Annotated in this window: 20 protein-coding genes; 10 read left to right on the top strand and 10 right to left on the bottom strand. The window is 64.5% G+C overall.

Features of this window, described 5'->3' with window-relative positions; genetic code table 11:
- The 6 genes from ACFXKN_RS13215 to ACFXKN_RS13190 all read right to left on the bottom strand — a co-directional run bounded on the left by ACFXKN_RS13215 (position 1) and on the right by ACFXKN_RS13190 (position 8,272).
- Complete coding sequence (locus tag ACFXKN_RS13215; protein ID WP_379433036.1) at positions 1 to 1,944, bottom strand: acetoacetate--CoA ligase; 1,944 nt, start codon at positions 1,942 to 1,944, stop codon at positions 1 to 3.
- A 57-nt stretch (positions 1,945 to 2,001) separates the two neighbouring features.
- Entirely contained in the window at positions 2,002 to 2,820 is an 819-nt protein-coding gene (locus ACFXKN_RS13210) for an HpcH/HpaI aldolase/citrate lyase family protein (RefSeq protein WP_379433035.1), read from the bottom strand.
- A 97-nt stretch (positions 2,821 to 2,917) separates the two neighbouring features.
- Positions 2,918 to 3,400 (bottom strand): MaoC family dehydratase, encoded by a 483-nt coding sequence (locus ACFXKN_RS13205; RefSeq protein WP_378940971.1) that lies wholly within the window; start codon positions 3,398 to 3,400, stop codon positions 2,918 to 2,920.
- The gene (locus tag ACFXKN_RS13200; RefSeq protein WP_379433034.1) at positions 3,397 to 4,557 is read right to left on the bottom strand and encodes an acyl-CoA dehydrogenase family protein; all 1,161 of its coding nucleotides are present in this window, start codon (positions 4,555 to 4,557) and stop codon (positions 3,397 to 3,399) included. The genes ACFXKN_RS13205 and ACFXKN_RS13200 overlap by 4 nt, the downstream gene beginning before the upstream one ends.
- On the bottom strand, positions 4,554 to 6,659 hold the full coding sequence (locus tag ACFXKN_RS13195; RefSeq protein ID WP_379433033.1) for an acetyl/propionyl/methylcrotonyl-CoA carboxylase subunit alpha: 2,106 nt from the start codon (positions 6,657 to 6,659) through the stop codon (positions 4,554 to 4,556). Before ACFXKN_RS13195 ends, ACFXKN_RS13200 begins: the two co-directional genes overlap by 4 nt.
- A gap of 5 nt (positions 6,660 to 6,664) precedes the next feature.
- Positions 6,665 to 8,272 carry a carboxyl transferase domain-containing protein gene (locus ACFXKN_RS13190; RefSeq protein WP_379433032.1) on the bottom strand — a complete coding sequence of 536 codons (1,608 nt, stop codon included), beginning with the start codon at positions 8,270 to 8,272 and terminating at the stop codon, positions 6,665 to 6,667.
- A gap of 84 nt (positions 8,273 to 8,356) precedes the next feature.
- On the opposite strand from ACFXKN_RS13190, the gene ACFXKN_RS13185 reads away from it, so the two are divergent.
- Complete coding sequence (locus ACFXKN_RS13185; protein ID WP_379433031.1) at positions 8,357 to 8,962, top strand: TetR/AcrR family transcriptional regulator; 606 nt, start codon at positions 8,357 to 8,359, stop codon at positions 8,960 to 8,962.
- On the opposite strand, the gene ACFXKN_RS13180 is transcribed toward ACFXKN_RS13185, so the two are convergent.
- From ACFXKN_RS13180 to ACFXKN_RS13170, 3 genes are all read right to left on the bottom strand, one after another.
- Positions 8,959 to 9,348, bottom strand: coding sequence for an NYN domain-containing protein (locus ACFXKN_RS13180; protein WP_379433030.1), 390 nt, complete (start codon positions 9,346 to 9,348; stop codon positions 8,959 to 8,961). The genes ACFXKN_RS13185 and ACFXKN_RS13180 overlap by 4 nt on opposite strands.
- A gap of 98 nt (positions 9,349 to 9,446) precedes the next feature.
- The gene (locus ACFXKN_RS13175; protein WP_379433029.1) at positions 9,447 to 10,157 is read right to left on the bottom strand and encodes an ABC transporter ATP-binding protein; all 711 of its coding nucleotides are present in this window, start codon (positions 10,155 to 10,157) and stop codon (positions 9,447 to 9,449) included.
- Positions 10,158 to 10,168: 11 nt separating this feature from the next.
- Entirely contained in the window at positions 10,169 to 11,221 is a 1,053-nt protein-coding gene (locus tag ACFXKN_RS13170) for an ABC transporter permease (protein ID WP_379433028.1), read from the bottom strand.
- Positions 11,222 to 11,351: 130 nt separating this feature from the next.
- Between ACFXKN_RS13170 and ACFXKN_RS13165 the strand changes: the two genes are divergently transcribed.
- From ACFXKN_RS13165 to ACFXKN_RS13135, 7 genes are all read left to right on the top strand, one after another.
- Positions 11,352 to 12,725, top strand: coding sequence for a sensor histidine kinase (locus ACFXKN_RS13165; RefSeq protein ID WP_379433027.1), 1,374 nt, complete (start codon positions 11,352 to 11,354; stop codon positions 12,723 to 12,725).
- The gene (locus tag ACFXKN_RS13160) at positions 12,722 to 13,339 is read left to right on the top strand and encodes a LuxR C-terminal-related transcriptional regulator (RefSeq protein ID WP_378940953.1); all 618 of its coding nucleotides are present in this window, start codon (positions 12,722 to 12,724) and stop codon (positions 13,337 to 13,339) included. The genes ACFXKN_RS13165 and ACFXKN_RS13160 overlap by 4 nt, the downstream gene beginning before the upstream one ends.
- Positions 13,340 to 13,592: 253 nt before the next feature.
- Entirely contained in the window at positions 13,593 to 13,871 is a 279-nt protein-coding gene (locus ACFXKN_RS13155; protein WP_378940951.1) for a helix-turn-helix domain-containing protein, read from the top strand.
- Positions 13,872 to 14,361: 490 nt separating this feature from the next.
- On the top strand, positions 14,362 to 15,246 hold the full coding sequence (locus tag ACFXKN_RS13150; RefSeq protein ID WP_378940949.1) for a DUF3558 family protein: 885 nt from the start codon (positions 14,362 to 14,364) through the stop codon (positions 15,244 to 15,246).
- A gap of 45 nt (positions 15,247 to 15,291) precedes the next feature.
- Positions 15,292 to 16,494 (top strand): hypothetical protein, encoded by a 1,203-nt coding sequence (locus tag ACFXKN_RS13145; protein WP_378940947.1) that lies wholly within the window; start codon positions 15,292 to 15,294, stop codon positions 16,492 to 16,494.
- Positions 16,494 to 16,943, top strand: a complete 450-nt coding sequence (locus tag ACFXKN_RS13140) for a hypothetical protein (RefSeq protein WP_378940945.1) — start codon at positions 16,494 to 16,496, stop codon at positions 16,941 to 16,943. Before ACFXKN_RS13145 ends, ACFXKN_RS13140 begins: the two co-directional genes overlap by 1 nt.
- A 256-nt stretch (positions 16,944 to 17,199) precedes the next feature.
- Positions 17,200 to 17,667, top strand: coding sequence for a hypothetical protein (locus tag ACFXKN_RS13135; RefSeq protein WP_378940943.1), 468 nt, complete (start codon positions 17,200 to 17,202; stop codon positions 17,665 to 17,667).
- A 338-nt stretch (positions 17,668 to 18,005) separates the two neighbouring features.
- On the opposite strand, the gene ACFXKN_RS13130 is transcribed toward ACFXKN_RS13135, so the two are convergent.
- On the bottom strand, positions 18,006 to 18,773 hold the full coding sequence (locus ACFXKN_RS13130; RefSeq protein WP_378940941.1) for a DUF3558 domain-containing protein: 768 nt from the start codon (positions 18,771 to 18,773) through the stop codon (positions 18,006 to 18,008).
- A 573-nt stretch (positions 18,774 to 19,346) separates the two neighbouring features.
- Here ACFXKN_RS13130 and ACFXKN_RS13125 point away from each other — a divergent pair.
- Positions 19,347 to 20,573, top strand: a complete 1,227-nt coding sequence (locus ACFXKN_RS13125) for a hypothetical protein (protein ID WP_378940939.1) — start codon at positions 19,347 to 19,349, stop codon at positions 20,571 to 20,573.
- Positions 20,558 to 21,028 (top strand): hypothetical protein, encoded by a 471-nt coding sequence (locus tag ACFXKN_RS13120; RefSeq protein WP_378940937.1) that lies wholly within the window; start codon positions 20,558 to 20,560, stop codon positions 21,026 to 21,028. Before ACFXKN_RS13125 ends, ACFXKN_RS13120 begins: the two co-directional genes overlap by 16 nt.
- Positions 21,029 to 21,598 lie beyond the last annotated feature (570 nt).

The raw sequence follows: 21,598 nt of genomic DNA, 5'->3' as shown, positions 1-21,598 counted from the left end.
TTATCCCTTGTCGGGCGGGGTGATCTGGGCATACCAGTCGAGCAGTGCGGGGTCGTCGACGGCGCTGCGTTCGACCACCCGGGCGGGGTCGGCGCCCTGGAAGAGCTTCTTGATGGGGACTTCCAGCTTCTTGCCGGTGCGGGTGTGGGGGATGCCGGGGGCTACGCGGATCTCGTCGGGGACGTGGCGGGGGGAGACCTCGGTGCGGATCGCCGTGGCGAGGCGGGTTTTCAGGTCTTCGGTGAGTTCCGCGCCGGGGGCGAGCACGACGAACAGTGGCATCCAGTAGCCGCCGTCGGGTTGTTCGGCGCCGATCACCAGCGCCTCGGCGATCTCGGGAAACTGTTCGACGACCTGGTAGATGTCGGCGCTGCCCATGCGGATGCCGTGGCGGTTGAGGGTGGAATCGGAGCGGCCGTGCACGACGATGCTGCCGTGTTCGGTCCGGGTGATCCAGTCGCCGTGGCGCCACACGCCGGGGTAGGTGTCGAAATAGGCCGCGTGGTAGCGCTTTCCGTCGTCATCGCGCCAGAAGCTGACCGGCATCGACGGCATGGGTGCGGTGACCACCAGCTCACCGACCTCGCCACGCACGGGCTCGCCCTGCTCGTCGAAGGCGGCTAGGGCGACGCCGAGATACGGCGCCGACAGCTCACCCGGCCATACCGGCACGGTCGGTACGCCACCGACGAACGCCGACACCACGTCGGTACCGCCGCTGATCGAATTCACCTGAACATGCTCGCCCGCATTCTCGTTCAACCACTGTGCGCTCGACACCGGCAGCGACGAACCGGTGATGCCGACCGAGCGCAGGGCTGACAGGTCGTGATCGGCGCGTGGCACGGAACCGGCTTTGATGCAGCCGAGAACGTAGCCGGGGCTGGTCCCGAAAACGCTGGCACCTACCTGAGCGGCGATGCGCCACAGGGCATCCGGTCCGCCCGCGGTCGGGCTGCCGTCGTAGGTGACGATGGTGGCGCCGGTCAGCAGCCCCGCCACCTGGAAGTTCCACATCATCCAGCTCGGGCTGGTGTACCAGAAGAACGTATCGTCGGGGCCCATGTTCGATTGCAGCGCTACGGCTTTCAAATGCTCGAGCAGCACACCGCCGTGGCCGTGGACGATGCCCTTGGGCAGTCCGGTAGTGCCGGAGGAGAACACGATCCACAACGGGTGATCGAAATCGACAGGGGCGGTTTCGATCACGCCGAGTCCGGCATCGGCGACCGCGTCCGTCCACGGCAGCGCGTCGGCCACGTCGAGTCCGAGCTGCGAGACAACGACGGTGGCGCGCAAGCCGGGCAGCCCATCCCGCAATGCCGCGATGTCGGCTCGCTTGTCGTGTTCCTTGCCGCCGAATCGGTAGCCGTCGGCGGTGACCAGCACCGTCGGGTCGAGCTGGCCGAGCCGGTCCAGCGCGGCCTTGGCGGAATAGTCCTGACCGCAGGCACTCCACACCGCACCGATACTGGCGGTGGCGAGGAACGCGACGATCGCCTCCGGGATATTGGGCAGGTAGCCGATCACCCGGTCGCCCGCTTCGACACCCTGCTCACGCAAGGTGCGCGCGAAAACCGTGACCTGCTCGATCAATTCGCCCCAGGAAACCTCCTGGGGCTCGGCGTCCTCGTGCAGTGCGATGACCGCCGGGCGTCCGAACTGAGCCATCCGGATGATCTGGTCGACATAGTTCAGCCGGGTACCGGCAAACCACTGCGCGCCCGGCATCTCGCGCGAGCCGAGTACCTCACCGGCGGTCTCACCGAGTTCGAAGTAGTCCCACACGGCCTGCCAGAAGCCGGCGATGTCATCCACCGACCATTGCCACAGTGCCTGGTAGTCGGGGTATACATCGCCTGTTCGTGCGGTGACGAAGGCAGCGAAGTCGGTGATTCGGGCCGACGCGATGTCGTGTGCGGTCGGCACCCATTGCGGTTGCACTTCGATGTCCTCCTCGAACTGGACTACTTCGGATATCGGGAGATGATTACCCGATGTTCAGCCGGGCACGCCCGCGCGCCGGACGATCTGTTCGGCGTGCCGGAGCACCGGAGCGTCGACCATCCGGCCCTCGAACGCGAAGACGCCGCGATGGTTGGGCACCTCCGCCAGCACCCGGTGCGCCCAGTCGAGCTCGGCGGGGTCGGGCGCGTAGCCGGCGCGGATCACCGCGACCTGGCTCGGGTGGATGGCGACCTTGACGTCGAAGCCGACGGCGACCGCATCGCTGGTCTCCGCGGCGAGGCCATCGAGATCCTTGATGTCCAAGTACACCGAGTCCAGGGCGAAGCGCCCGAATGCCTTGGCCGCCAGCAAGCTCGACGAGCGCACATGGCGGGCGACCTCACGGTAGCCGCCGTCGGCATGCCTGCTCGAGTTACCGCCGAGCCCGGCGACCAGATCCTCGGCACCCCACATCACGCCGATGGCATTGTCGGCCTGCACCGAATCGGTGACCCGCACCGCGCCGAGCGGCGATTCGACCAGCACGATCACCTCATAGCCGGCGAGGCTCCGAACCTGTTCGGCCGACTCGCATTTGGGCAGCATGACCCGGCGATAGGAAGTCCGCGCCAGCGTCGCGAGGTCGGCCGGGTAGTCGGCGGTATCTGCCGCGTTGACCCGAATTACGGTGTGCTGCGGGTCGAGCGGTGTGTCGATCAATGCCTGCCGGGCCGCCGCCTTATCGGCCGCCGCCACCCCGTCCTCGAGATCGAGAATCACTACATCGGCCACCGCGGCGGCCTTGGCGAAACGCTCGGGGCGATCCGCCGGGCAGAACAGCCACGCGGGACCACTCGGCTGCCAGGTATTCATGCTGACTCCATTCGGCGGGTTGCGCTGGTGGCCTCGTCCCCGTGCTGCCGGACGTGGCCGCCCACGCCGCCCGCAGCTTGGGTGGGGCGCCGGTCGCTCACGCGGCGGGTGCCTTTCGGACGAGCGTCTGACGAACGGCGGTCGCCACCACCACTCCATGCTGGTTCCGTGCGGTGTGGGCCAAGCTGACGATGCCCTCACCCGGACGGCTCTTGGATTCCCGCTTGTCGGTGACCAGGGTTTCCGCGTACATGGTGTCACCGTGGAACAACGGCGCGGGCACGGTCATCTCGGAGAAGCCGAGGTTGGCCACCAGCGTCCCCTGGGTGAGCTGGGCGACCGAAAGCCCGACCAGCGTCGACAGCGTGAACATCGAGTTCACCAGGCGCTGGTTGAACGGCGGCTGCGCGTCGGCGAACGCCGCGTCCAGGTGCAGGGCCTGGGTGTTCATGGTCAGCGTGGTGAACAGGACATTGTCGGCCTCGGTGATGGTGCGGCCGGGCCGGTGCTCGTAGATCGTGCCGATCTCGAACTCCTCGAACCACAGCCCACGCTGCACGATCCGGCGGGTATCGCTCACAGACCGAGCTCCCTTGCGATCAGCATCAGCTGTACCTCCGTGGTGCCCTCGCCGATTTCCAGGATCTTGCTGTCACGGTAGTGCCTGGACACCGGGTATTCGTTCATGAAGCCGTTGCCGCCGAAGATCTGGGTGGCGTCACGGGCATTGTCCATCGCGGCCTCGCTGGCGACCATCTTCGCGATCGACGCGGCCTTCTTGAACGGCTTGCCCGCCAGCATCAACGCGGCGGCGTCGTAGTAGGCGGTGCGCGCGACGTGGGCCCGCGCCTCCATCCGGGCGATCTTGAAGGCGATGGCCTGATTACGGCCGATGGCCTGCCCGAATGCCTGGCGTTCGCCCGCGTACCGCACGCTCTCGTCGACACAGCCCTGAGCGGCGCCGACCGCCAGCGCGGCGATGGCGATGCGGCCTTCGTCGAGGATGCGCAGGAAGTTGGCGTAGCCGCGACCGCGCTCGCCGAGCAGGTTCTCCTGCGGTACCCGCACATCGGTGAAGCTCAACGGATGGGTGTCGGAGGCGTTCCATCCGACCTTGTTATAGGCGGGCTCGGCCACGAAACCCGGCGTGGAGGTCGGCACCAGGATGGTGGAGATCTCCTTCTTGCCACCGGTCTGCCCGGTGACCGCGGTGACGGTGACCAGCCGGGTGATGTCGGTGCCGGAGTTGGTGATGAACTGTTTGCTGCCGTTGATCACCCAGCTCTCGCCGTCCTGCACGGCGGTGGTCCTGGTACCGCCCGCGTCGCTGCCCGCGTCGGGCTCGGTGAGCCCGAAGCCCGCCAGTGTCTGTCCGCTGGTGAGCTGGGGCAGCCATTCGTCGCGCTGCTTGTCGTTGCCGAAGCGGTAGATCGGCATGGCGCCGAGCGACACACCCGCCTCGAGGGTGATCGCCACGCTCTGGTCGACCTTGCCGAGTTCCTCGAGCGCCAGGCACAGGGCGAAGTAGTCGCCGCCCATGCCGCCGAACTCCTCGGGGAACGGCAGGCCGAACAGTCCCATCTCGCCCATGCCTGCCACGACTTCGTACGGAAAGCTGTGTTCGGCATCGTGTTTCGCCGATACCGGGGCAACGACCTGTTGTGCGAAGTCGCGGACGGTCAGCGCTAGCTGGCGATACTCGTCGGGCAGCGAACCGGTGGACAGGTAGTCGGTCATGCGAGGGTTCCTTCGCGCTCGGGTTTTGCCGCGGCGGTAGCGGCGATGGCGGGGTCAGCTTCTGCTGCGGTGGGTTCTGCGGGGTGGGCGACGACGCGGGCCAGCACCTGGTCCAGCTTCACCTGGGCGCCCGGGACGACGAGCACCTCCACCGTGCCTGCCACCGGCGCGGTGAGCGCGTGCTCCATCTTCATGGCCTCGATGACGATCACCGGATCGCCGACGGCAACGGTCGTGCCGTTCGCGACCGGGGTCGCGATCACCGAACCGGGCATGGGGCTGCGGATCTCGGCGTCACCGACGTGGGCGACATCGCCACGCACGCTCGCCTCGGCGACCTCGCGCAGCACGGCGAGGGCGCCGCCGTGGCTCACCCACAGCTGACCGTCGGCCTCGGCGATGCGGTAGGTGCGGCGCAGTCCGTCGAGCGTCGATGCGAGACCGTCGGCCGTGATGGTGGCGGTGAGCGTGTGTGGCTCGAGCTCACTCGATGCCGAAACATCGGCGGCAGGCTCGTCGAGCCACACCGTCGCCGAATCCGGTGTGCCAGTGATGAAAACGTGGCGCACCTGGTCGCCCGCGGACAGCCTGATCGGGGTCGCGGCCGGTGCGCCGAGGCGCCATCCGGAGGGGGTCGACCATGGGTCGCCACCGGTGGCAGGCCAGCGTCGCAACCAGTGATGTGTTGCGGCGGCCATGAATTCGGCGTCGGTGACCTCGGCGGACACGAAGTCGGTGACGCGCCGATCCAGCAGTGCGGTGTCGAGGCGGCCCGCCTGCACGTCGTCGTCGGCGAGCAGGAACCGCAGGAATTCGATATTGCTCGTCACGCCGAGCAGCACCGTCTGTTCCAGTGCGCGATCCAGCGCGGCGAGTGCCTCGGCACGGGTAGTGCCCCGCGCGATCACCTTCGACAGCATCGGGTCGTAGTCGCTACCGACCACGGTGCCCACCGAGATCCCCGAATCCACGCGCACCCCTGCGCCTTCCGGCTCTGCCAGGGCGAGCACCGTGCCGCCGGTCGGCAGGAACCCGCGGCTCGGGTCTTCCGCGTAGACGCGCGCCTCGATGGCGTGCCCGACGAGGTGGATCTCGTCCTGGGTGCGTGCCAGTTTCTGACCAGCGGCAACACGCACCTGGCATTCCACCAGGTCGACACCGGTGACCATCTCGGTCACCGGATGCTCCACCTGCAGACGGGTGTTCATCTCCATGAAGAAGAATTCGTCCGGCTGGTCGGCCGAGACGATGAACTCCACGGTGCCCGCGCCGACGTAGTCCACGCTGCGGGCGGTATTACAGGCGGCGGTGCCGATCCGGGCCCGAGTCTGCGGGTCGAGCAGCGGTGAGGGAGCCTCCTCGATCACCTTCTGGTGCCTGCGCTGCAAGCTGCATTCGCGCTCGCCGAGATGCACCACATTGCCGAATTTGTCGGCCAGGATCTGCACCTCGATGTGGCGGGGCCGGTTGACGAACCGTTCCAGAAACAGCGTGTCGTCGCCGAACGACGCACCGGCTTCGCGCCGGGCGCTCACCAGCGCGGCAGGCAGATCGGCGGGGTCGGCGACCCGGCGCATGCCCTTGCCGCCACCACCGGCGGAGGGCTTCACGAGTACCGGGTAGCCGACTTCTGCTGCGGCGGCGATCAATTGGTCATCGGTCAGGCCCGGTTCGGCGATGCCGGGCACCACCGGAACCCCGAACGCCGTCACCGTCTTCTTCGCGGTGATCTTGTCGCCCATCACCTCGATGGCCTTCGCCGGCGGCCCGAGGAACACGATGCCCGCATCGGCGAGTGCCGCCGCGAAGGCCGAATTCTCCGACAGGAAGCCATAACCCGGATGCACCGCCTGTGCGCCGGAACGAACAGCGGCGTCGACGACCTTCTCGATCGACAGGTAGCTCTCGCGCGCGGGCGCGGGCCCGAGCCGCACCGCGATATCGGCCTCACGCACATGGCGTGCGCCGGCGTCGGCGTCGCTGTACACCGCGACCGAGCGAATACCCATGGCGCGCAGGGTCTTGATCACACGCACCGCGATCTCGCCGCGGTTGGCGACCAGGACGGTGTCGAATTCGACGGGGTGGTTCTTGTTCAGCATGTCTCTCACATCCGGAAGACGCCGTAGGAAACGGGTTCGAGCGGCGCTTGCGCGCACACCGAAAGGGCAAGGCCGAGCGCGGTTCTGGTGTCGGTCGGCGCGATGACGCCGTCGTCCCAGATCCGCGCCGTCGAATAGTAGGGGTTGCCCTGGGTCTCGTACTGGTCCCGGATCGGCGCCTTGAAGGCCTCCTGATCCGCCTCCGACCACGGCTTGCCCGCGCTGTCGAGCTGTTCGCCACGCACCGTCGACAGCACCGAGGCGGCCTGCTCGCCACCCATCACCGAGATGCGCGCGTTCGGCCACATCCACAGGAAGCGCGGCGAATACGCGCGCCCGCACATGGAATAGTTGCCCGCGCCGTAGGAGCCGCCGATCACCACGGTGAGCTTCGGCACCCGCGCGCACGCCACCGCGGTGACCATCTTCGCGCCGTGCTTGGCGATGCCGCCCGCCTCGTAGTCGCGCCCGACCATGAAGCCGGTGATGTTCTGCAGGAACAGCAGCGGGATCTTGCGCTTGTCGCACAGTTCGATGAAATGCGCGCCCTTCATGGCGGACTCGGCGAACAGCACGCCATTGTTGGCGACGATGCCGACCGGATGGCCGTGGACGCGGGCGAACCCGGTGACCAGGGTCTTGCCGTATTCGGCCTTGAACTCGTGGAATCCGGCCTCGCCGTCGACGATCCGGTCGATCACCTCGCGCACGTCATACGGCGTGCGCGGGTCCACCGGAACCACGTCGTAGAGCTCGTCCTCGTCTTTGGCGGGCGGGGTGCTCGCCAGCACCTCCCACGGGGCCTCGGGCTTCGGGCCGAGCGTCCCGACGATCTTGCGGACGATGCGCAGCGCGTCGCGATCGTCGTCGGCCAGGTGGTCGGTGACGCCGGAGGTCCGCGAATGCAGCAGGCCGCCGCCGAGCTCCTCGGCGGTGACGACCTCGCCGGTTGCGGCCTTCACCAGCGGCGGGCCGCCGAGGAAGATGGTGCCCTGATCGCGCACGATGACGGCCTCGTCGGCCATGGCGGGCACATACGCGCCGCCCGCGGTGCACGAACCCATCACCGCCGCGATCTGGGCGATGCCCTTGGCGCTCATGTTCGCCTGGTTGTAGAAGATGCGGCCGAAGTGCTCGCGGTCGGGGAACACCTCGTCCTGACGCGGCAGGAAGGCGCCGCCGGAGTCCACCAGATACACGCACGGCAGGTTGTTCTGCGCGGCCACTTCTTGCGCGCGCAGGTGCTTCTTCACCGAGATCGGGTAGTACGTGCCGCCCTTGACCGTCGCGTCGTTGGCCAGGACCAGGCACTCGCGGCCCGAGATGCGGCCGATGCCCGCGATCATGCCCGCGCCGGGGCACTCGTCGTCGTACATGCCGTTGCCCGCCAGCGGCGCCAGCTCGAGGAACGGGCTGCCCGGGTCGAGCAACTGCTCGACCCGCTCGCGGGGGAGCAGCTTGCCCCTGGCGACATGCCGTTCGCGGGACTTCTGCGGACCACCGAGGGCGGCCGTGGCCAGCCGCTGCCGCAGATCAGCCACCAGGGCACCGTGTGCGTCCCGGTTGCTCGTCGCGGCCAGGGTGCCGTCTTCGGTCTCGTGCGTAACCGTCATCGCGCCATTCTCTCACTCGGTTAATCGCCAATAACTGAAATTCAGGTTAATCTTGACTAACCAAGTTGTCCAGAGGGGCCCCAGATGTCGACTACCGAGCATGTTCAGGTGACCCGCCGCGAGCAGCTCAAAGCCCAGCGTCGCGAGCAATTGCTGGCCGCTGGCGCCCGCCTGATCGCCGACCGCGGCTTCTTCGGCGTGCGTCTCGACGACCTCGGCGCGGCGGTCGGCATCAGCGGCCCCGCCGTCTACCGCCACTTCGCGAACAAAGAGGCGCTGCTGGTCGAACTCCTGGTCGGCATCAGCGAGCGCCTGCTCTCGGGCGGTCGCGCCGTCGTCGACGAATCGCCGTCGGCCGCGAGGGCACTGCCCGCCCTGGTCGACTTCCACCTCGACTTCGCCTTCGGCAACCCCGAACTCATCCGCATCCAGGACCGCGACCTCGACAACGTCCCCGCCAACGACCGCCGCATCCTGCGCCGCACCCAGCGTCAATACGTCGAAATCTGGGTAGGCGTCCTTCGCGAACTGAACCCCGCCCTCCCCGAGGAGGCCGCTCGCATCCAGGCGCACGGCGCCTTCGGCCTGATCAACTCCACCCCCCACAGCGCGTCGGCGGCGAGCGCTTCGAGGGCGCGGCCCGTGTTGAGACAGATGGCCTTGGCCGCCCTGTTGGCGGGCAGTTCCTAGTCGAGCTGGCGCCAGAGCCAGCCCGGCCCGACAGTTTCGGCGCCGTGGGCTTCGACGCGGGCGCGGAGTTCGCGGTCGGCGGTGACGACGGTGATTTGTTCGCGGTCGGTCTCGGCGACCACATCGACGATCTTGTCGTCACCCGATCGTTCGGCGAGGGCCACCTGCATGCGCGGTACGGAAGGTTCGGCGCCGTCGACGGCAGCTTTGGCCGCGCCTTCGAGGACGACGGTGATCTCGGTGGATTCGGGCAGGTGGGTGGTCAGATTCGCCACGTCGGAGAGGAGTCTGCGAGCAGCGCCCGCCCGGTCCTTCCACCATCCGTTGGCGCGCGAGCCGATCACATTGGCCGCATCCACCACGATGAGATGCCTCAGATCGCTCATCTGTCCAGTCTGCCCGGCATCCCGAGCCGAACAGGCGCTGGTCTCGTCGCCCGGCGGTCGACGTTGCCCGAGACAATTCGACTCACCGGGGTGGGACGTCAGGCAGGCGTGGGGACGCCGATGCTGGTGAGGTGGCCGTCGGTCATGCGGTAGACGGCGTCCATGCGGTGGAGGTGGGTGGGGGCGTGGGTGACGAGGATGGTGGCCGCCTGGTGGGTGCGGGCGATGGTGGTGATGAGGTCGATGATGGCGGCGCCGCGTTCGGAGTCGAGGGCGCTGGTCGGTTCGTCGACGACGAGTAGGGCTGGGTTGTTCATCAGGGCTCGGGCGATGTTGACGCGTTGGCGCTGGCCACCGGAGAGTTGGGCCGGCCGTTTGTGGGCGTGTTCGGTCAGGCCCACAGCTGCGATGAGTTCCTGTGCGCGAGTGCTGGTTTCGCTCCGTGATGCCCGTTTCGGGCCGCCGAGGTGGGCGGTGACTTCCAGTTGCTCGATGGCGGTGAGGGAGGGGATGAGATTCGCCTGTTGGAAGACGATGCCCATCGAGGTCCGGCGAGCAGTCGCGGCCGCCCGTCGGCTCAGGGTGGCGAGATCTGTGGTGCCCGAATCGGTTTCGAGCACGACCGTGCCCGAATCGGGTCGGATCAGGGTCGCGGCGACGGCGAGCAGACTCGATTTGCCAGAGCCGGACGGGCCGGTAACGGCGGCGATAGTGCCGCCGGGGACGTGTAGATTCACCTGGTCGAGGGCGGTGAGACGGCCCGCGCCGTCGGGGTAGGTGAGGGTCACATCGGTGAGGGTGAGGGCCATGGGGAAGTCCTTCAGCGAGTCGCGCCGAGCGCGGTCAGCGGGTCGGTGGTGAACAGGAAGCGCAGGGCGACAGCGGCGCCGGCAAGGCCGAGCACGATCAGAGCCAGTGCGGGCACCAGCGTGGTCGAGAGGCTGAGCACGAAAGGCATTGCCTCGCCGAGGAACAGCGAGGTCACGGCCGTGATCGACAGACCTGCGGCGACGCCTGCGATCAGGACGATCGCGGCCTGGGCGAGCGCATCGCGGACCAGTGATCCGGTGGTCGCGCCGAGGGCCTTCAAGGTGGCGATGTCGGGTTGGCGCTGCACGGTCCAGACGGTGAAGAAGGCGCCGATCACCAGGGCGGAGATGGCGAACAGCAACAAGGTCATCAGGGTGAGTGAGCTGTTCTCGGCCTGGTAGGAACCGATCGCCTGCACGGCGTCCTTCGCCGGTAGCTGTCGCGTTCCCGCCTCGGCGTCGAGACTGCCGTTGTCGGCGCTGCCGGTGACCGCGAGCACTGTCGCGGCTCCCGCGCGAGGGCTGGCGGCTTGCCAGTCCTGCATGCTCGTCCAGATCACGGGCGTGTGGCTGTACCACTCGTCACCGGCGACGTCGGCGACGGTGAACTCATGTCCCGCCAGCAACACGATGTCGCCGGTGCCCGCGGACAGTTCACGCGCCGCCGCCGCACTCAGCACCACCGCGCCGGGCGCGGTAGCAGGGCGATTGCTGAACGCCGACGGGTCGCCGCCGAACAACGCGACCTGCGTCGGGCTCGCACCCGCGTGCTCGGCCCGAGTCCGCGAGATGCCGATCGGCGTGGCATCGATCTCGCCCGCCGACTGCCACTGCGCGACCTGCTGCTCGGTGAGCACCGAGGAATCGAAGGACGGATCGGCACCGGTCTCGGCGAAAACCACCTGGTCGGCGTCGATACTCTGGACCGCGGAGATGTTCTGGTGCGCCAGCCCGGCGGTGAGACCGCTGAGGAAACTCACCAGCACCGCGACCAGTAGTACGACGGTGGTGATGAGCAGGAAGCGGCCGCGAGCGGCCCGCAGATCTCGGAGTGCGACGAACATGACTCCACTCTGTCCGCACCGGCCGTCGACGCCATCGCACCGGCGCACGAAACGCCGTCCATCCAAGGTCTGTCGGCGTTTACACCTTTCGATGGATGCCCGGCTGGTTGCCGCACATAAGCTGGTCGGCGTGCACTCGTCCCCTTTGACCCCGGTGGTCACCACGCTGCGGCTAGGCCTGCATGTGCTGGTGACGGCACTGGCGGCAGTGGTCGCGGTGCGTGCGTTACTGCCAGACGGTGGCGGCCACGGTGTCACGGTGGTCGCGCTGACGGTGGTGTGGTTGCTCGTCTACTTCGCCGGGGCCGAGCTTCCTCGCCGCCGGGCTGAGCGCGCGGAATCCGGTGGTGCCGGAGCAGGGCGGGGCGATGGCCCGGTTGCCGGTGGTGTGTCGGCGAAGCCGGGTGATGACGCGGCCGCTGGTGGCGCTTCAGTCGTGCCGGGTGATCGTGCAGTGGCTCGCGGTATCGGAGCGGCGTCGGTTGATCGTGCCGAGCCCAGTGCCCCTCGATGGTCGGGTGCGATGTGGGTCTGGATGGCTGCGCTCACCGTGCTGTGGCTGACCTTGCTCGCGCTCACGCCCGATGCCGTCTATCTCGCGTTCGGATTGTTCTTCGTCTATCTGCATCTGCTGCCTCGACCGTGGAATCTGATCGCGGTGGTGCTCGCGACCGGGGTCGGGGTGCTGGGTTTCGCGGCGCATCGCGGCTGGTCGGCCGGTGCGGTGGTCGGGCCGGTGCTCGGTGCGTTGGTAGCGATCGGGATCGGGCTCGGATATCAGGCGCTGCGTCGCGAGGCGGTCGAACGGGAGCGGCTGATCGACGAATTGATCGGCACCAGAGCGACTCTCGCGGAACAGGAACGCACAGCGGGCAAGCTCGCCGAGCGTGAACGCCTGGCCAAGGAAATCCACGACACCGTCGCCCAGGGATTGAGCAGTATCCAGTTACTCCTGCATGCCGCCGAGCAGGCGGCACCGGATCACCCTGCGCTGGACCGTATTCGGCTCGCTCGCGAGACCGCCGCCGAGGATCTGGCCGAAACCCGAAGGCTCATAGACGAGTTGTCGCCCGCCGCGCTGGACGGGCAGTCGCTCGCCGAAGCGCTGGAACGTATTTGCCTTCGCGCGCAGTCGCCGGCACTGACCACGCAGCTGCTCGTCGAGGGTGAACCGGAGCGGCTGCCGATGCCGGTCGAGGCGGCGCTGGTGCGGATCGCGCAGAGCGCGGTGGCCAATGTGGTTCAGCACGCGCGGGCCGCGCGCATGCGAGTCACCCTCACCTACGACGACACCGACGCGCACCTCGATATCGTCGACGACGGCATCGGCATCGACCCAGATGTATTGCGCCACCCACGTTCCGGCGCGTTCGGGCTTGCCGCCATGCGCAGCCGCGTCGAACAACAGGGTGGCGTGATGACCGTCGAATCCGAACCCGGCCACACAGCCGTGACAGTGTCCTTCCCACTCGGCACAGCTTTCCCGCAAGGAACAGCCTCATGATCCGCCTACTTCTCGCCGACGACCACGCCATCGTCCGCGCCGGCCTCCGTGCGCTCCTCGACGCGGCCGACGACATCACAGTGGTCGGCGACGTAGCGGATGCCGATGCGGCAGTAGCCTTTTGCGCCGCCACCCCCGTCGACCTGGTCCTGATGGACCTGCGCTTCGGCGACGGCCGCTCCGGCGCCTCCGCCACCGCGGGCCTACGCGCCCTCCCCACCCCACCGAACGTCCTCGTCGTCACCAACTACGACACCGACGCCGACATCCTCGGCGCCATCGAAGCGGGCGCCGTCGGCTACCTCCTCAAGGACACCCCACCCACCGAACTCCTCGCCGCCGTCCGCGCCGCCGCCGCAGGCGAAAGCGTCCTCTCCCCAACTGTCGCCTCCCGCCTGATGACCCGAGTCCGCCGAGCCGACACCACCCTGAGCCCCCGCGAAGTAGAAGTCCTCCGCCTGGTCGCCGCAGGCCTATCCAACCGCGACATCGCCAAACAACTGTTCCTCAGCGAGACAACAGTCAAGTCCCACCTCGTCCACATCTACGCCAAACTGGGCGTGAAATCCCGAACCTCCGCCGTCGCGACGGCCCGCACCCAGGGTGCGATCTGACCGGGAAGCGTCCGGTGTAGATGGCAAAGCGATCCGCGAGGGCCGGTGCCGCACGTTCCCGGAGGGCCGAACCTGCGCCGCATTGAACTCTGGGTCGTCTATCACTGCGATAGCAGTGTTTAGGGAGCTGAGGGGCGGTTTTCGGCGCCATGTGATGGTCTAACGTTGTCATGGCAGTGACAGGGGTGCTGGTGATAGGGCGAAACCAGGGGTTCGTGCTCGTCCGGTGTTGCAATGGGAAGGGAGAGCGCTGATGGCGGACGAGACGTTCGACAGCGTGTGGGATGCGATCGAGGACACCCCACAGGAAGCAGAGAATATGCGGTTGCGGTCGCGGCTGATGATCGCGCTGACCGAGCACATCGAGAGTTCCGGCTGGACGCAGGTGTCGGCTGCCGAGCGGCTCGGCGTGACACAGCCTCGGGTGTCGGATCTGATGCGGGGAAAGATCAGCCTGTTCAGCTTGGACGCGCTGGTGAATATGGTTGCCGCGGCCGGAATGCGCGTGGAAATGAGTGTTCGTGCGGCGTAAGTAACCGACACTCAGCTTTGGTATTTAGGGTGCTTGCTCGGTCGCCTCGGTAGCCGTGATTGCCGTGTTGGGGGTGTTTCCCGGGCGTGGCGCCGCGCCCTGACACCGTTTCTGGATCCGGTGGTCGGGTCTTGGCCCGGCCGTGTGGGTTTCGTGCGCTGGCCGGAAGACCGATGATCGGGCCGATGTTGCGAAACCCAGCCGGGCCGAGCCAACGGCAGCCGACCGGGTTGCTGGGCGCGTTCCCCGGATCATCGGATGTCTTCGACGAGAAAGACCGTCACGGATTTGGGACCGCCCACTACCGTACAGTCGGACCATCTCCACGTATACGCCAAACACGGCGTCAAGTCCCGAACCTCGGTCGTCGCCACGGCCGCCGGCGGACTCGCGGCATCAGATTCTCGCGTGAGTATCATTGTTATAGCCGTGTTTGGCGAGCGGGAGTAGCGTTTTCGGCGTCGCGCGATGGCCTAACGTTGCCATCGCAGTGATTGCCCACCGGTTGACCGGCTGCGCCGGTCAGTGGGCTACTGAACTGTGTGGCGCGCCGTGCACATCAACAAGGTTTTCGCGCGGGCTCCAGAGGGATCGCCAGCGTGGGGGACGCAATCGAGGACGTTCCACAGGAACAGAGAACCTGCGGCCAGTGTCGCGACTTGATGATCGCGTTGACCGAACACGCTCGGCGTCGCTAGTGTGTGGGAGCCACGGCAAGGTCGCGTTGACAGCGAGTTGTACGCTGCCCCAACCGACTAGGCTGGTGAGAAATTTTCAGTCCGTTCCTGATAGGGGAAATCCAGTGACCCGTACCGCGTCCGCTGTCTACGGACTAGCCATAGTGGTGTCGGTTGCGGGTCTGTCTGCTGGCTGTAGCTCTGACGAATCCGACGGTGGTCCACAGGTATCGACTCCGACCGCCACTGTCGAAGGCGAGCCTGTGTCTGCTATTCCAGCCGCGTTCGAGGGCTTGGACCCGTGCACGCTGTTGACCAGCGAGGAAGCGCGTAATGCCACCGGCGCACCGAGCATCGGATCTCCCAGACGGATAGTGGCGCCTGGACAAGCGGGTTCGATGGCCGCCTGCTCATGGAGACCTCCCAAAGATTTGGGAGTGCAACTCTCGTTCACCACACCACCTACGTTGCCTTCTACCAACCAGGAGAAGGCATGGACGGACGAGATCGGACATCCGGCCAAGGTAAGCACGATTTCTGGTGCGTGCCACGCGTACGCCTGGTACAGCAGCGATCGCATGGTTGATTTGAAGATCTACCCGCCCGAGCAGCAACGGTCGTCATCCCTGGAGGACGACGTGTGTGCTCGGTCGAGGGCTTTTATCAAACAGGTATTCAGTAAAATTCCATGGAAATAGCATAAACGTTGGACGTTAGGTCCAATCCTGTGGAGGGGAAGAGCAGTGGGGACACCGTTCAAGGTCGAGGCTGGCGAAGTTGCTGGACTCGGCAAGCTGATTGACGAGATTGGCGCTAATGCCGACCTTCTCACGCGAACGTCCGGGGTCATGGGCAGCCCTGCTAGCGATGGCTATACCGGTATTATGCAGTTGCTCGTCACGCCGCTGAATTCGCTTCGAGATGCGACGAGCGATCGCCAGCGAAAGATGACGACCGTTCTCCAGAATACTGGCGTGGAGCTTAACAAGGCCGCGTGGATGTACGTCGATCAGGATGCTAAAAACTATGCCGCGCTGAATGCTCATACGAATGGGATCGAGACCGGTGATTCCAACGTTGAGGAGCAGGGGGCCACTGAAGCCTTTGTGAATGCCGTGCCGTACAGCGGTCCGGAGTTTCTCTCGGTCCCGCCCTGCACAATATCGGTGCCTCCAAATCTGAATGAAATCCTGGCGCAAGGCAATGAATGGGTACAGGATATCCTGGACTACTTCTCCGAGATTGGTTATAACCCACTCACTGATGTCCTTGAGAAGATTGCCGGGAACTGGAACGATCTGAGGCGTGTCGGCGGAGTTCACCAGGATGTCGGCGAGACTTTCGAAAAGGGCGGACTGAATCTGGAATGGGGGAGAACCACAGTCGACTCGCATTGGGACGGGCAAGCGGCCACCAGCTTCCAGGACTTTGCCGGTCGACTGTCCGCCGGAATGCAATGGGAAGGGCCGATTGGCAGATTGATCTGCACTGCACTCGAACGAGTTGCCGACGAGATTGAAAGGGCTGTCACCGAAGCCGTCAATAAGATAATTGACGTACTGAAAAGTCAGGTCGAGGTCAAAGGTGTCAAGTCTGCACTCAAGTTCGCCTTGAAGAAGGTGCCGGTTGCTGGATGGGCATACCAGCTCGCCGACATCGCACTGCAGCTCAAAGCAGTAATGGACCATGTCTTGACGTTGGTTGAATCCATTCAAAACACAGTCAATTCGGTGAAGGATTTTATCGAGTTTGTCAAGGACCCGGTCGGCAATGTCGAAGAGGGGCTTGAAGCCAAGCTGAAGCCGATCACCGACAAGATCGAAGACGCTCAGCAGAAGGCGGAGATGGCCCAGGATATTGTCGCAGCGGGGAATATTGAAACGATTAGGAACAAGCCAGATTCGGCCTATGAGGTCGGCAGCGGGACACAACCATGGGGTTCCTGATGAACAATTCGGTAGGCGATTCAGATCCGCAACATTTACGAGCATTCCATCGCTTGATGGGAGCGGTAGACGCTCTGGCGACCCTGCGAATCCGCAGCGAAAATACCACCATAGATGAGCTGTGCGCTGTTCCGGTCACCGATGAGTTCATGAATCGTTTGGCGGCAGCTCCCGCGGCGTCCGCGGCGTTGCAGATCTATGCCCAGCGAGTGGTGCGTGGCGAAGCACGCTGGAACGACATCGAGCTATGGGCCAACCCGGTGCCGCCGGAGGTCGCGGAACTGAAGGCGTCACCGCGCCACGAGTGGCTGTACTGTCCCGTTGCTAAGCCAACGCCGCCCAATGAACCTGGTCGAGCTTTGACCTATGGCTCAGTCTTCCGCCGCGGCGAAATCGTGGGACCGAGCGACGGTGACGATGACGACACACCTCAATCTTGGCTCGTATAGGGTGGCTGTTCGGCTGTCCAGCAGAGGGTTTGAGGGGTCTGCCAGTTTGATCGGTGGGTGTGATAGGGCCGGATGGCGTCCGATGCGCCGACCTATGGGGCGCTCGCTGCGGGGGGTGCTCGCGGGTAGGCTGATTGGATCGCAGAGTCGGAGCGGCAGATTCGTCGAACTCGGTGAAGCCCCCGGGCTCGGACCGGCCGTGGGATAAGTACCGATGCGATCCGGGCGCGCGAGCACTCCGTTTATTGTCCTGCCGATGATTGCTGTCGTTGCGACTCTTGTCGCAAGTTGTGGTGACGATGCAGCGGAGCCGTTGGATTGGCACGCCATCGACCCGTGTGCGCTGGTGGAACCGAACGAGGTTGCCCAGGTCGATAACTGCAGATCGATCGATGCGGTGACGCAGCCGAAGCGGTCGAACAACGATTCCAGTAGCGAGTGCAAATGGCAGGGGTTTCTGTCGGTCGTGCTGTCGGGGCCTACGCCCCGGACGCGCGCATACGTTATCCGTGATCTCGACTTCGGCGGGCGGCAAGCTGCCGTCGTCGACGAGAAGGGCGGCGATTGCAGAGTCTGGGTTGTTTATCGAGATGCGGAGGCTGTGATCAGTATCAATCCAGCCAGGGACAAAACAAACGTCGATCTCGATGATCGGTCTACGGTCAGTTGCGACGTACAGCGGCCGCTCCTTACTTCGATTCTCGATCGTGTGGACTTGCCCTGATTCTCATCTGCGGGCCGCATGCCGAGCGACGAGTAGCCGCGATGCGAGGTGGGGTGCCGAATACGGCACCCCACCAACGGCTTGCACCGCGACGGTGGCGGGTTCGGTCTCGGCGGTGATCCGTTGCGGATTCGGTCGACCTGATCGAACAGTGGCCGAATCAAGTGAATCCCACCCCGCCCACGCCCATACAAAGCGGGCGTGAAATCCCGCACCTCCGCCGTCGCCAGGGCACGCGCTCAGGGCGATCTGATCGGGTAGCGCAGTCGCGTTACGATCGTTCCGGTCCAACGCCCGTAAATTCCCGCTCGGGGCGCTCGATAGGCGCTGAGATTCTCCTAGTTGCTGTCGAGCGATCCTGCGACGATATTTGCTACATCGTGAACCTGGTCGCAAGGCTCGGGCGCGTCGACTGAGGCAGTCCGTGGAGTCGTCAATGACAGCAGCAAGGTTCCGTCCGGTGATTCAATGGCAGCGTCGCATGTGGGGATCCCCAATGGCGGGCGGTAGATTACCGCTGGTCGGCCGTCGATGGGGTCCGTGCTGACAACCTCATTACGCGGGTTTTGTCTGATCTCTGCAACTTTTTCGCTGTTGGTGAGGATGGAGAGGAAGCCAGTCAGGGACTCCTCGCCATTCACCAGCTCGGATCTGCGGAAACTGCAGCCGATCTTCGTCCACAACGACGAGGTCACCTCGGATGCGTATCGCTGTCGACTGTTCGGATCAAACCCGGTCTGGGAGATGAGGGAATCCACGACTCGGAAGCAGGGATCAAACGCCACGACACGAGGGACGACTTGATCTGGAGCAGGAGGGAGAGGCACTTTGATGCCCGGCGCAGTGCTACCTTCCGCCGCCTTGCTCGTGCTAGCAGCAGCAGTGCTGGAGCTAGCAGCATTAGTTGTGCTCGGCAGGGCACCGCTACCTTCATCGGAGGCGCACGCGGCGAGGGTCCAGACTGCCGCCAGAGCGCATGCTCTACCCCCGACAATCCATCGCGATCGGCGTTTTGAAGTCCCGTCCAATTCTTGAATCCCGTTTCGTCTGAGCGTGGCCCGCCGGGCGGCCGACGCGTCGAAGGTTGATGGCGTGTGTGTTGCCACCTGCGATGTGTCGGTCGCAGTGTATCTGAGGCGTGGCTTCCGTTCAGATCCGGTTCCTGCAGTGGAACCGCCTGTCTCCTACAGCATTAGGCTCGATCCTTCGCACGGTCAGTGGGTTGGCCGTTGGTTGCCCGTCACAAGGGCACGCTGAAATCACAGCTCACAGTCAATTTTCCCGACTCCGCTGACACCCTGCCTGTGGGTGGTGAAGCGGAACTCGCTGCGACACAGCGACATACGCCTCGGCTATCGGTTTGCCAGCTGTGACGTTCGGGCTTACGATCATGCAAAGTTCGAAAACTGCACTCTGGGGGCCGTGAGTTTGTTCGATTGTGCACAACAGGAATCGAATTCGCGGGAGGCCAGGATCGTCTGAGCCGGTGATCTCGCGCTGGCGGGGCATGGCCACGAGTTCCGCGGACTCGCCACTGATGCTTTCAAGGAGGGGGAGATCTCGATGTCGAAGGTTCGGCCCAAAATCGCTTCTGCAATTGATATATAGAATCAACGTCGGGTAGAGAGTGAAGTTAATTGAGTCAACAGTTTGCTGCTAATCCTTCCGAAATAGCTGGGATGGGCGAGCTTCTGAGCGAGATAGGTCGTGATGCCTGGAATGCTGCCGAGTTTATCGGACAGCACGGAGTTGGGGCCGAATGGGTAAGTGGGCCGATCATCGACGACATAGTTTCGTATGTGGATTCGTGTGCCACGATGTGGAAGAGTCGCATGGCCGGCATCGGGACGACAACTGCCGATTCCGGTCTGGAGTTGAGGGAAGCGGCTTGGCTCTATCACGATCAAGATCAGCAGAACTACGAGGCCCTCAACAAGCACAAGTCAAATATCATGGTCACCGGGGATCAGTCGGTGCCTGTCTATGCTGACAGGGCGGCGGTCGGTGCCGTGCAGGCCTACGAAGGCGCCGCGAAGTATTCCAAGCCGGCGGAGGTGAAACTAGACATACCAACTGCCAACAAAGAAGAACTGGTGGAGCTTATCGGATCGGCGTTTGAACCGATCGGGGCCGTCAATGACACCGTCAAGCGAATCACGAAAGATGTTGGTAGAGAGTTCGACCCGCTCGGTGAAGTGTTGAAGCAAGTGCCGGGGAACTGGAGCGAAATTCGCCGAATCGGCGAGTCCTACAAAGTTGCCGGACAGGCAATGGAGGCTTGTGGGAAGAACCTCGAATCTGGGCTGAAGCGCTTGGCGGGATCTGCGGCAGGTGGTACGCCGAACTGGGATGGAAAGGCGGCGATCGCCTTCGAGGACTGGGCAAATCGCCAGATTGCCGCCATGAAATGGGAGGGCCCTACCGGGAGGTTGATCGCCGAGGCGCTGGGGGAGGTTACCAATCAACTTCGCGACGCGATTCACAAGGCTCTTCAGTGGCTTTGGGACCTACTCGAGATCCCGCTCAAGGTCACGGCTGACAGCGTCGCGGAGGCATTCAAGGTGTGCTTCCGAAAGATCCCAGTCGTCGGATGGGCTGCCACCGTCACTGAAATGGCAATCAAGGTGGTTAATATTGTCAATGATGTGATCCAGCTCATCGACAAAATTCGAGCCCTGGTCGATAAGGTCAAGCAATTCCTTGAAATAGTAAAAGACCCTGTCAAGTCAGTTCAGGAGGGTGCGACTCAGAGGTTCGAAGAACTCGTCCAGCCGTTCGCGAAGGGCGTTAAAGCCGGTGATATTTTGGAGGACGCAGCTAAATCTGCGCAGCTAAATGACACAATTAACAGGCCAGATGAAAGGTTCGACTCGGGCGACGGTCAGAACCCTTGGGCGAACGCGTGAGGCCGCAGTGGGGCTCCGCGCGTGAGCCTGACGCCGATCCTGTAATCGAGGCGGCCGTCAGAGATTTGATGGGTGCCGTCGACGATCTCCGCACGGCTTGTATTCGCATTGACAACTTCGACATGGAAGCGTATTTCGCCGAACCGACCGAGGTTACGGACGACTTCATGTGGATATTGGCGGAGCGACCCGGGGCATCAGCGGAGCTGGTCTCCTATGCGCTTCTCGTACGAGACCGCGGGTACCGATGGTCCGATGTCGAGAAATTCGCTTGGCCTTTGCCGCCGGAAATTGCAGAACTGAAATCCTCGGACAGATTCCTTTGGATGTGGAGTTCGGAATATGCGGCGTCGCAATCCGATCCATCGCAGGAAGTGCGGCGAGACAGCAATGCCGTCGGTCCGTCCGACTGGGATGACGAGTTTGATCAGTCCCCTGATTCCTGGTTGGAGTAATGGCCCGTCGCTGGTTTCCGCTCTCTCAGGCGAAACCGGTGACCTACCAGATATCCACCCAGCCGGGCCGTTCCGGGATATCGAAGGCTCCGGAACGGCCTCGCACCAACATTGGCATAGTGGCCCCCTCTGGGAAACGGGCATGCAATGCCCCGGCCCTTCGTCGGCGGAACGGAGTGAACATATACTCCTTCTGCAGTCGATGATCCATCCCAGTGTCCGGATGCACGAAATCTACCTCGATTCTCACCCGATGCTCATCGAGACCTGTCGCTCTGCTTACTCTGCGATAGCGTGACTCCACAACGGACCCGGCGACTATCCTCGCCCTCCGCTGCAGATACGCCCGGCGGCCGCGCCAAACCAGACCCAGGACCTGCGCCCATAGCGCGATCCCGAACACGATGCTCAGCGGAAACGATAACGCCGTCACGGCTCTATTCCCTGACCACTGCCCCAGTCCCAGGCCGACTTTCAAGACTCCTGCAGTAAAGGGGATGATGCCTGCTCCCGAGATCAGCATCCACAACAAAGTCGTTGGGTTGACTAACTTGCGTCTGCGACCCACTT

This window comes from Nocardia sp. NPDC059195, from assembly GCF_042754695.1.
GTDB lineage: Bacteria > Actinomycetota > Actinomycetes > Mycobacteriales > Mycobacteriaceae > Nocardia.
The sequence above is the reverse complement of the archived record's forward strand: the minus strand, read 5'-3'. Positions and strand labels throughout refer to the sequence as shown.

Coding starts and splice junctions, on each gene's coding strand:
- ACFXKN_RS13195 (WP_379433033.1), bottom strand. CDS start 6,659: ATGCTGAACAAGAACCACCCCGTCGAATTCGACACCGTCCTGGTCGCC.
- ACFXKN_RS13135 (WP_378940943.1), top strand. CDS start 17,200: ATGATTGCTGTCGTTGCGACTCTTGTCGCAAGTTGTGGTGACGATGCA.
- ACFXKN_RS13190 (WP_379433032.1), bottom strand. CDS start 8,272: ATGACGGTTACGCACGAGACCGAAGACGGCACCCTGGCCGCGACGAGC.
- ACFXKN_RS13200 (WP_379433034.1), bottom strand. CDS start 4,557: ATGACCGACTACCTGTCCACCGGTTCGCTGCCCGACGAGTATCGCCAG.
- ACFXKN_RS13155 (WP_378940951.1), top strand. CDS start 13,593: ATGGCGGACGAGACGTTCGACAGCGTGTGGGATGCGATCGAGGACACC.
- ACFXKN_RS13185 (WP_379433031.1), top strand. CDS start 8,357: ATGTCGACTACCGAGCATGTTCAGGTGACCCGCCGCGAGCAGCTCAAA.
- ACFXKN_RS13210 (WP_379433035.1), bottom strand. CDS start 2,820: ATGAATACCTGGCAGCCGAGTGGTCCCGCGTGGCTGTTCTGCCCGGCG.
- ACFXKN_RS13170 (WP_379433028.1), bottom strand. CDS start 11,221: ATGTTCGTCGCACTCCGAGATCTGCGGGCCGCTCGCGGCCGCTTCCTG.
- ACFXKN_RS13160 (WP_378940953.1), top strand. CDS start 12,722: ATGATCCGCCTACTTCTCGCCGACGACCACGCCATCGTCCGCGCCGGC.
- ACFXKN_RS13175 (WP_379433029.1), bottom strand. CDS start 10,157: ATGGCCCTCACCCTCACCGATGTGACCCTCACCTACCCCGACGGCGCG.
- ACFXKN_RS13180 (WP_379433030.1), bottom strand. CDS start 9,348: ATGAGCGATCTGAGGCATCTCATCGTGGTGGATGCGGCCAATGTGATC.
- ACFXKN_RS13125 (WP_378940939.1), top strand. CDS start 19,347: ATGGGCGAGCTTCTGAGCGAGATAGGTCGTGATGCCTGGAATGCTGCC.
- ACFXKN_RS13140 (WP_378940945.1), top strand. CDS start 16,494: ATGAACAATTCGGTAGGCGATTCAGATCCGCAACATTTACGAGCATTC.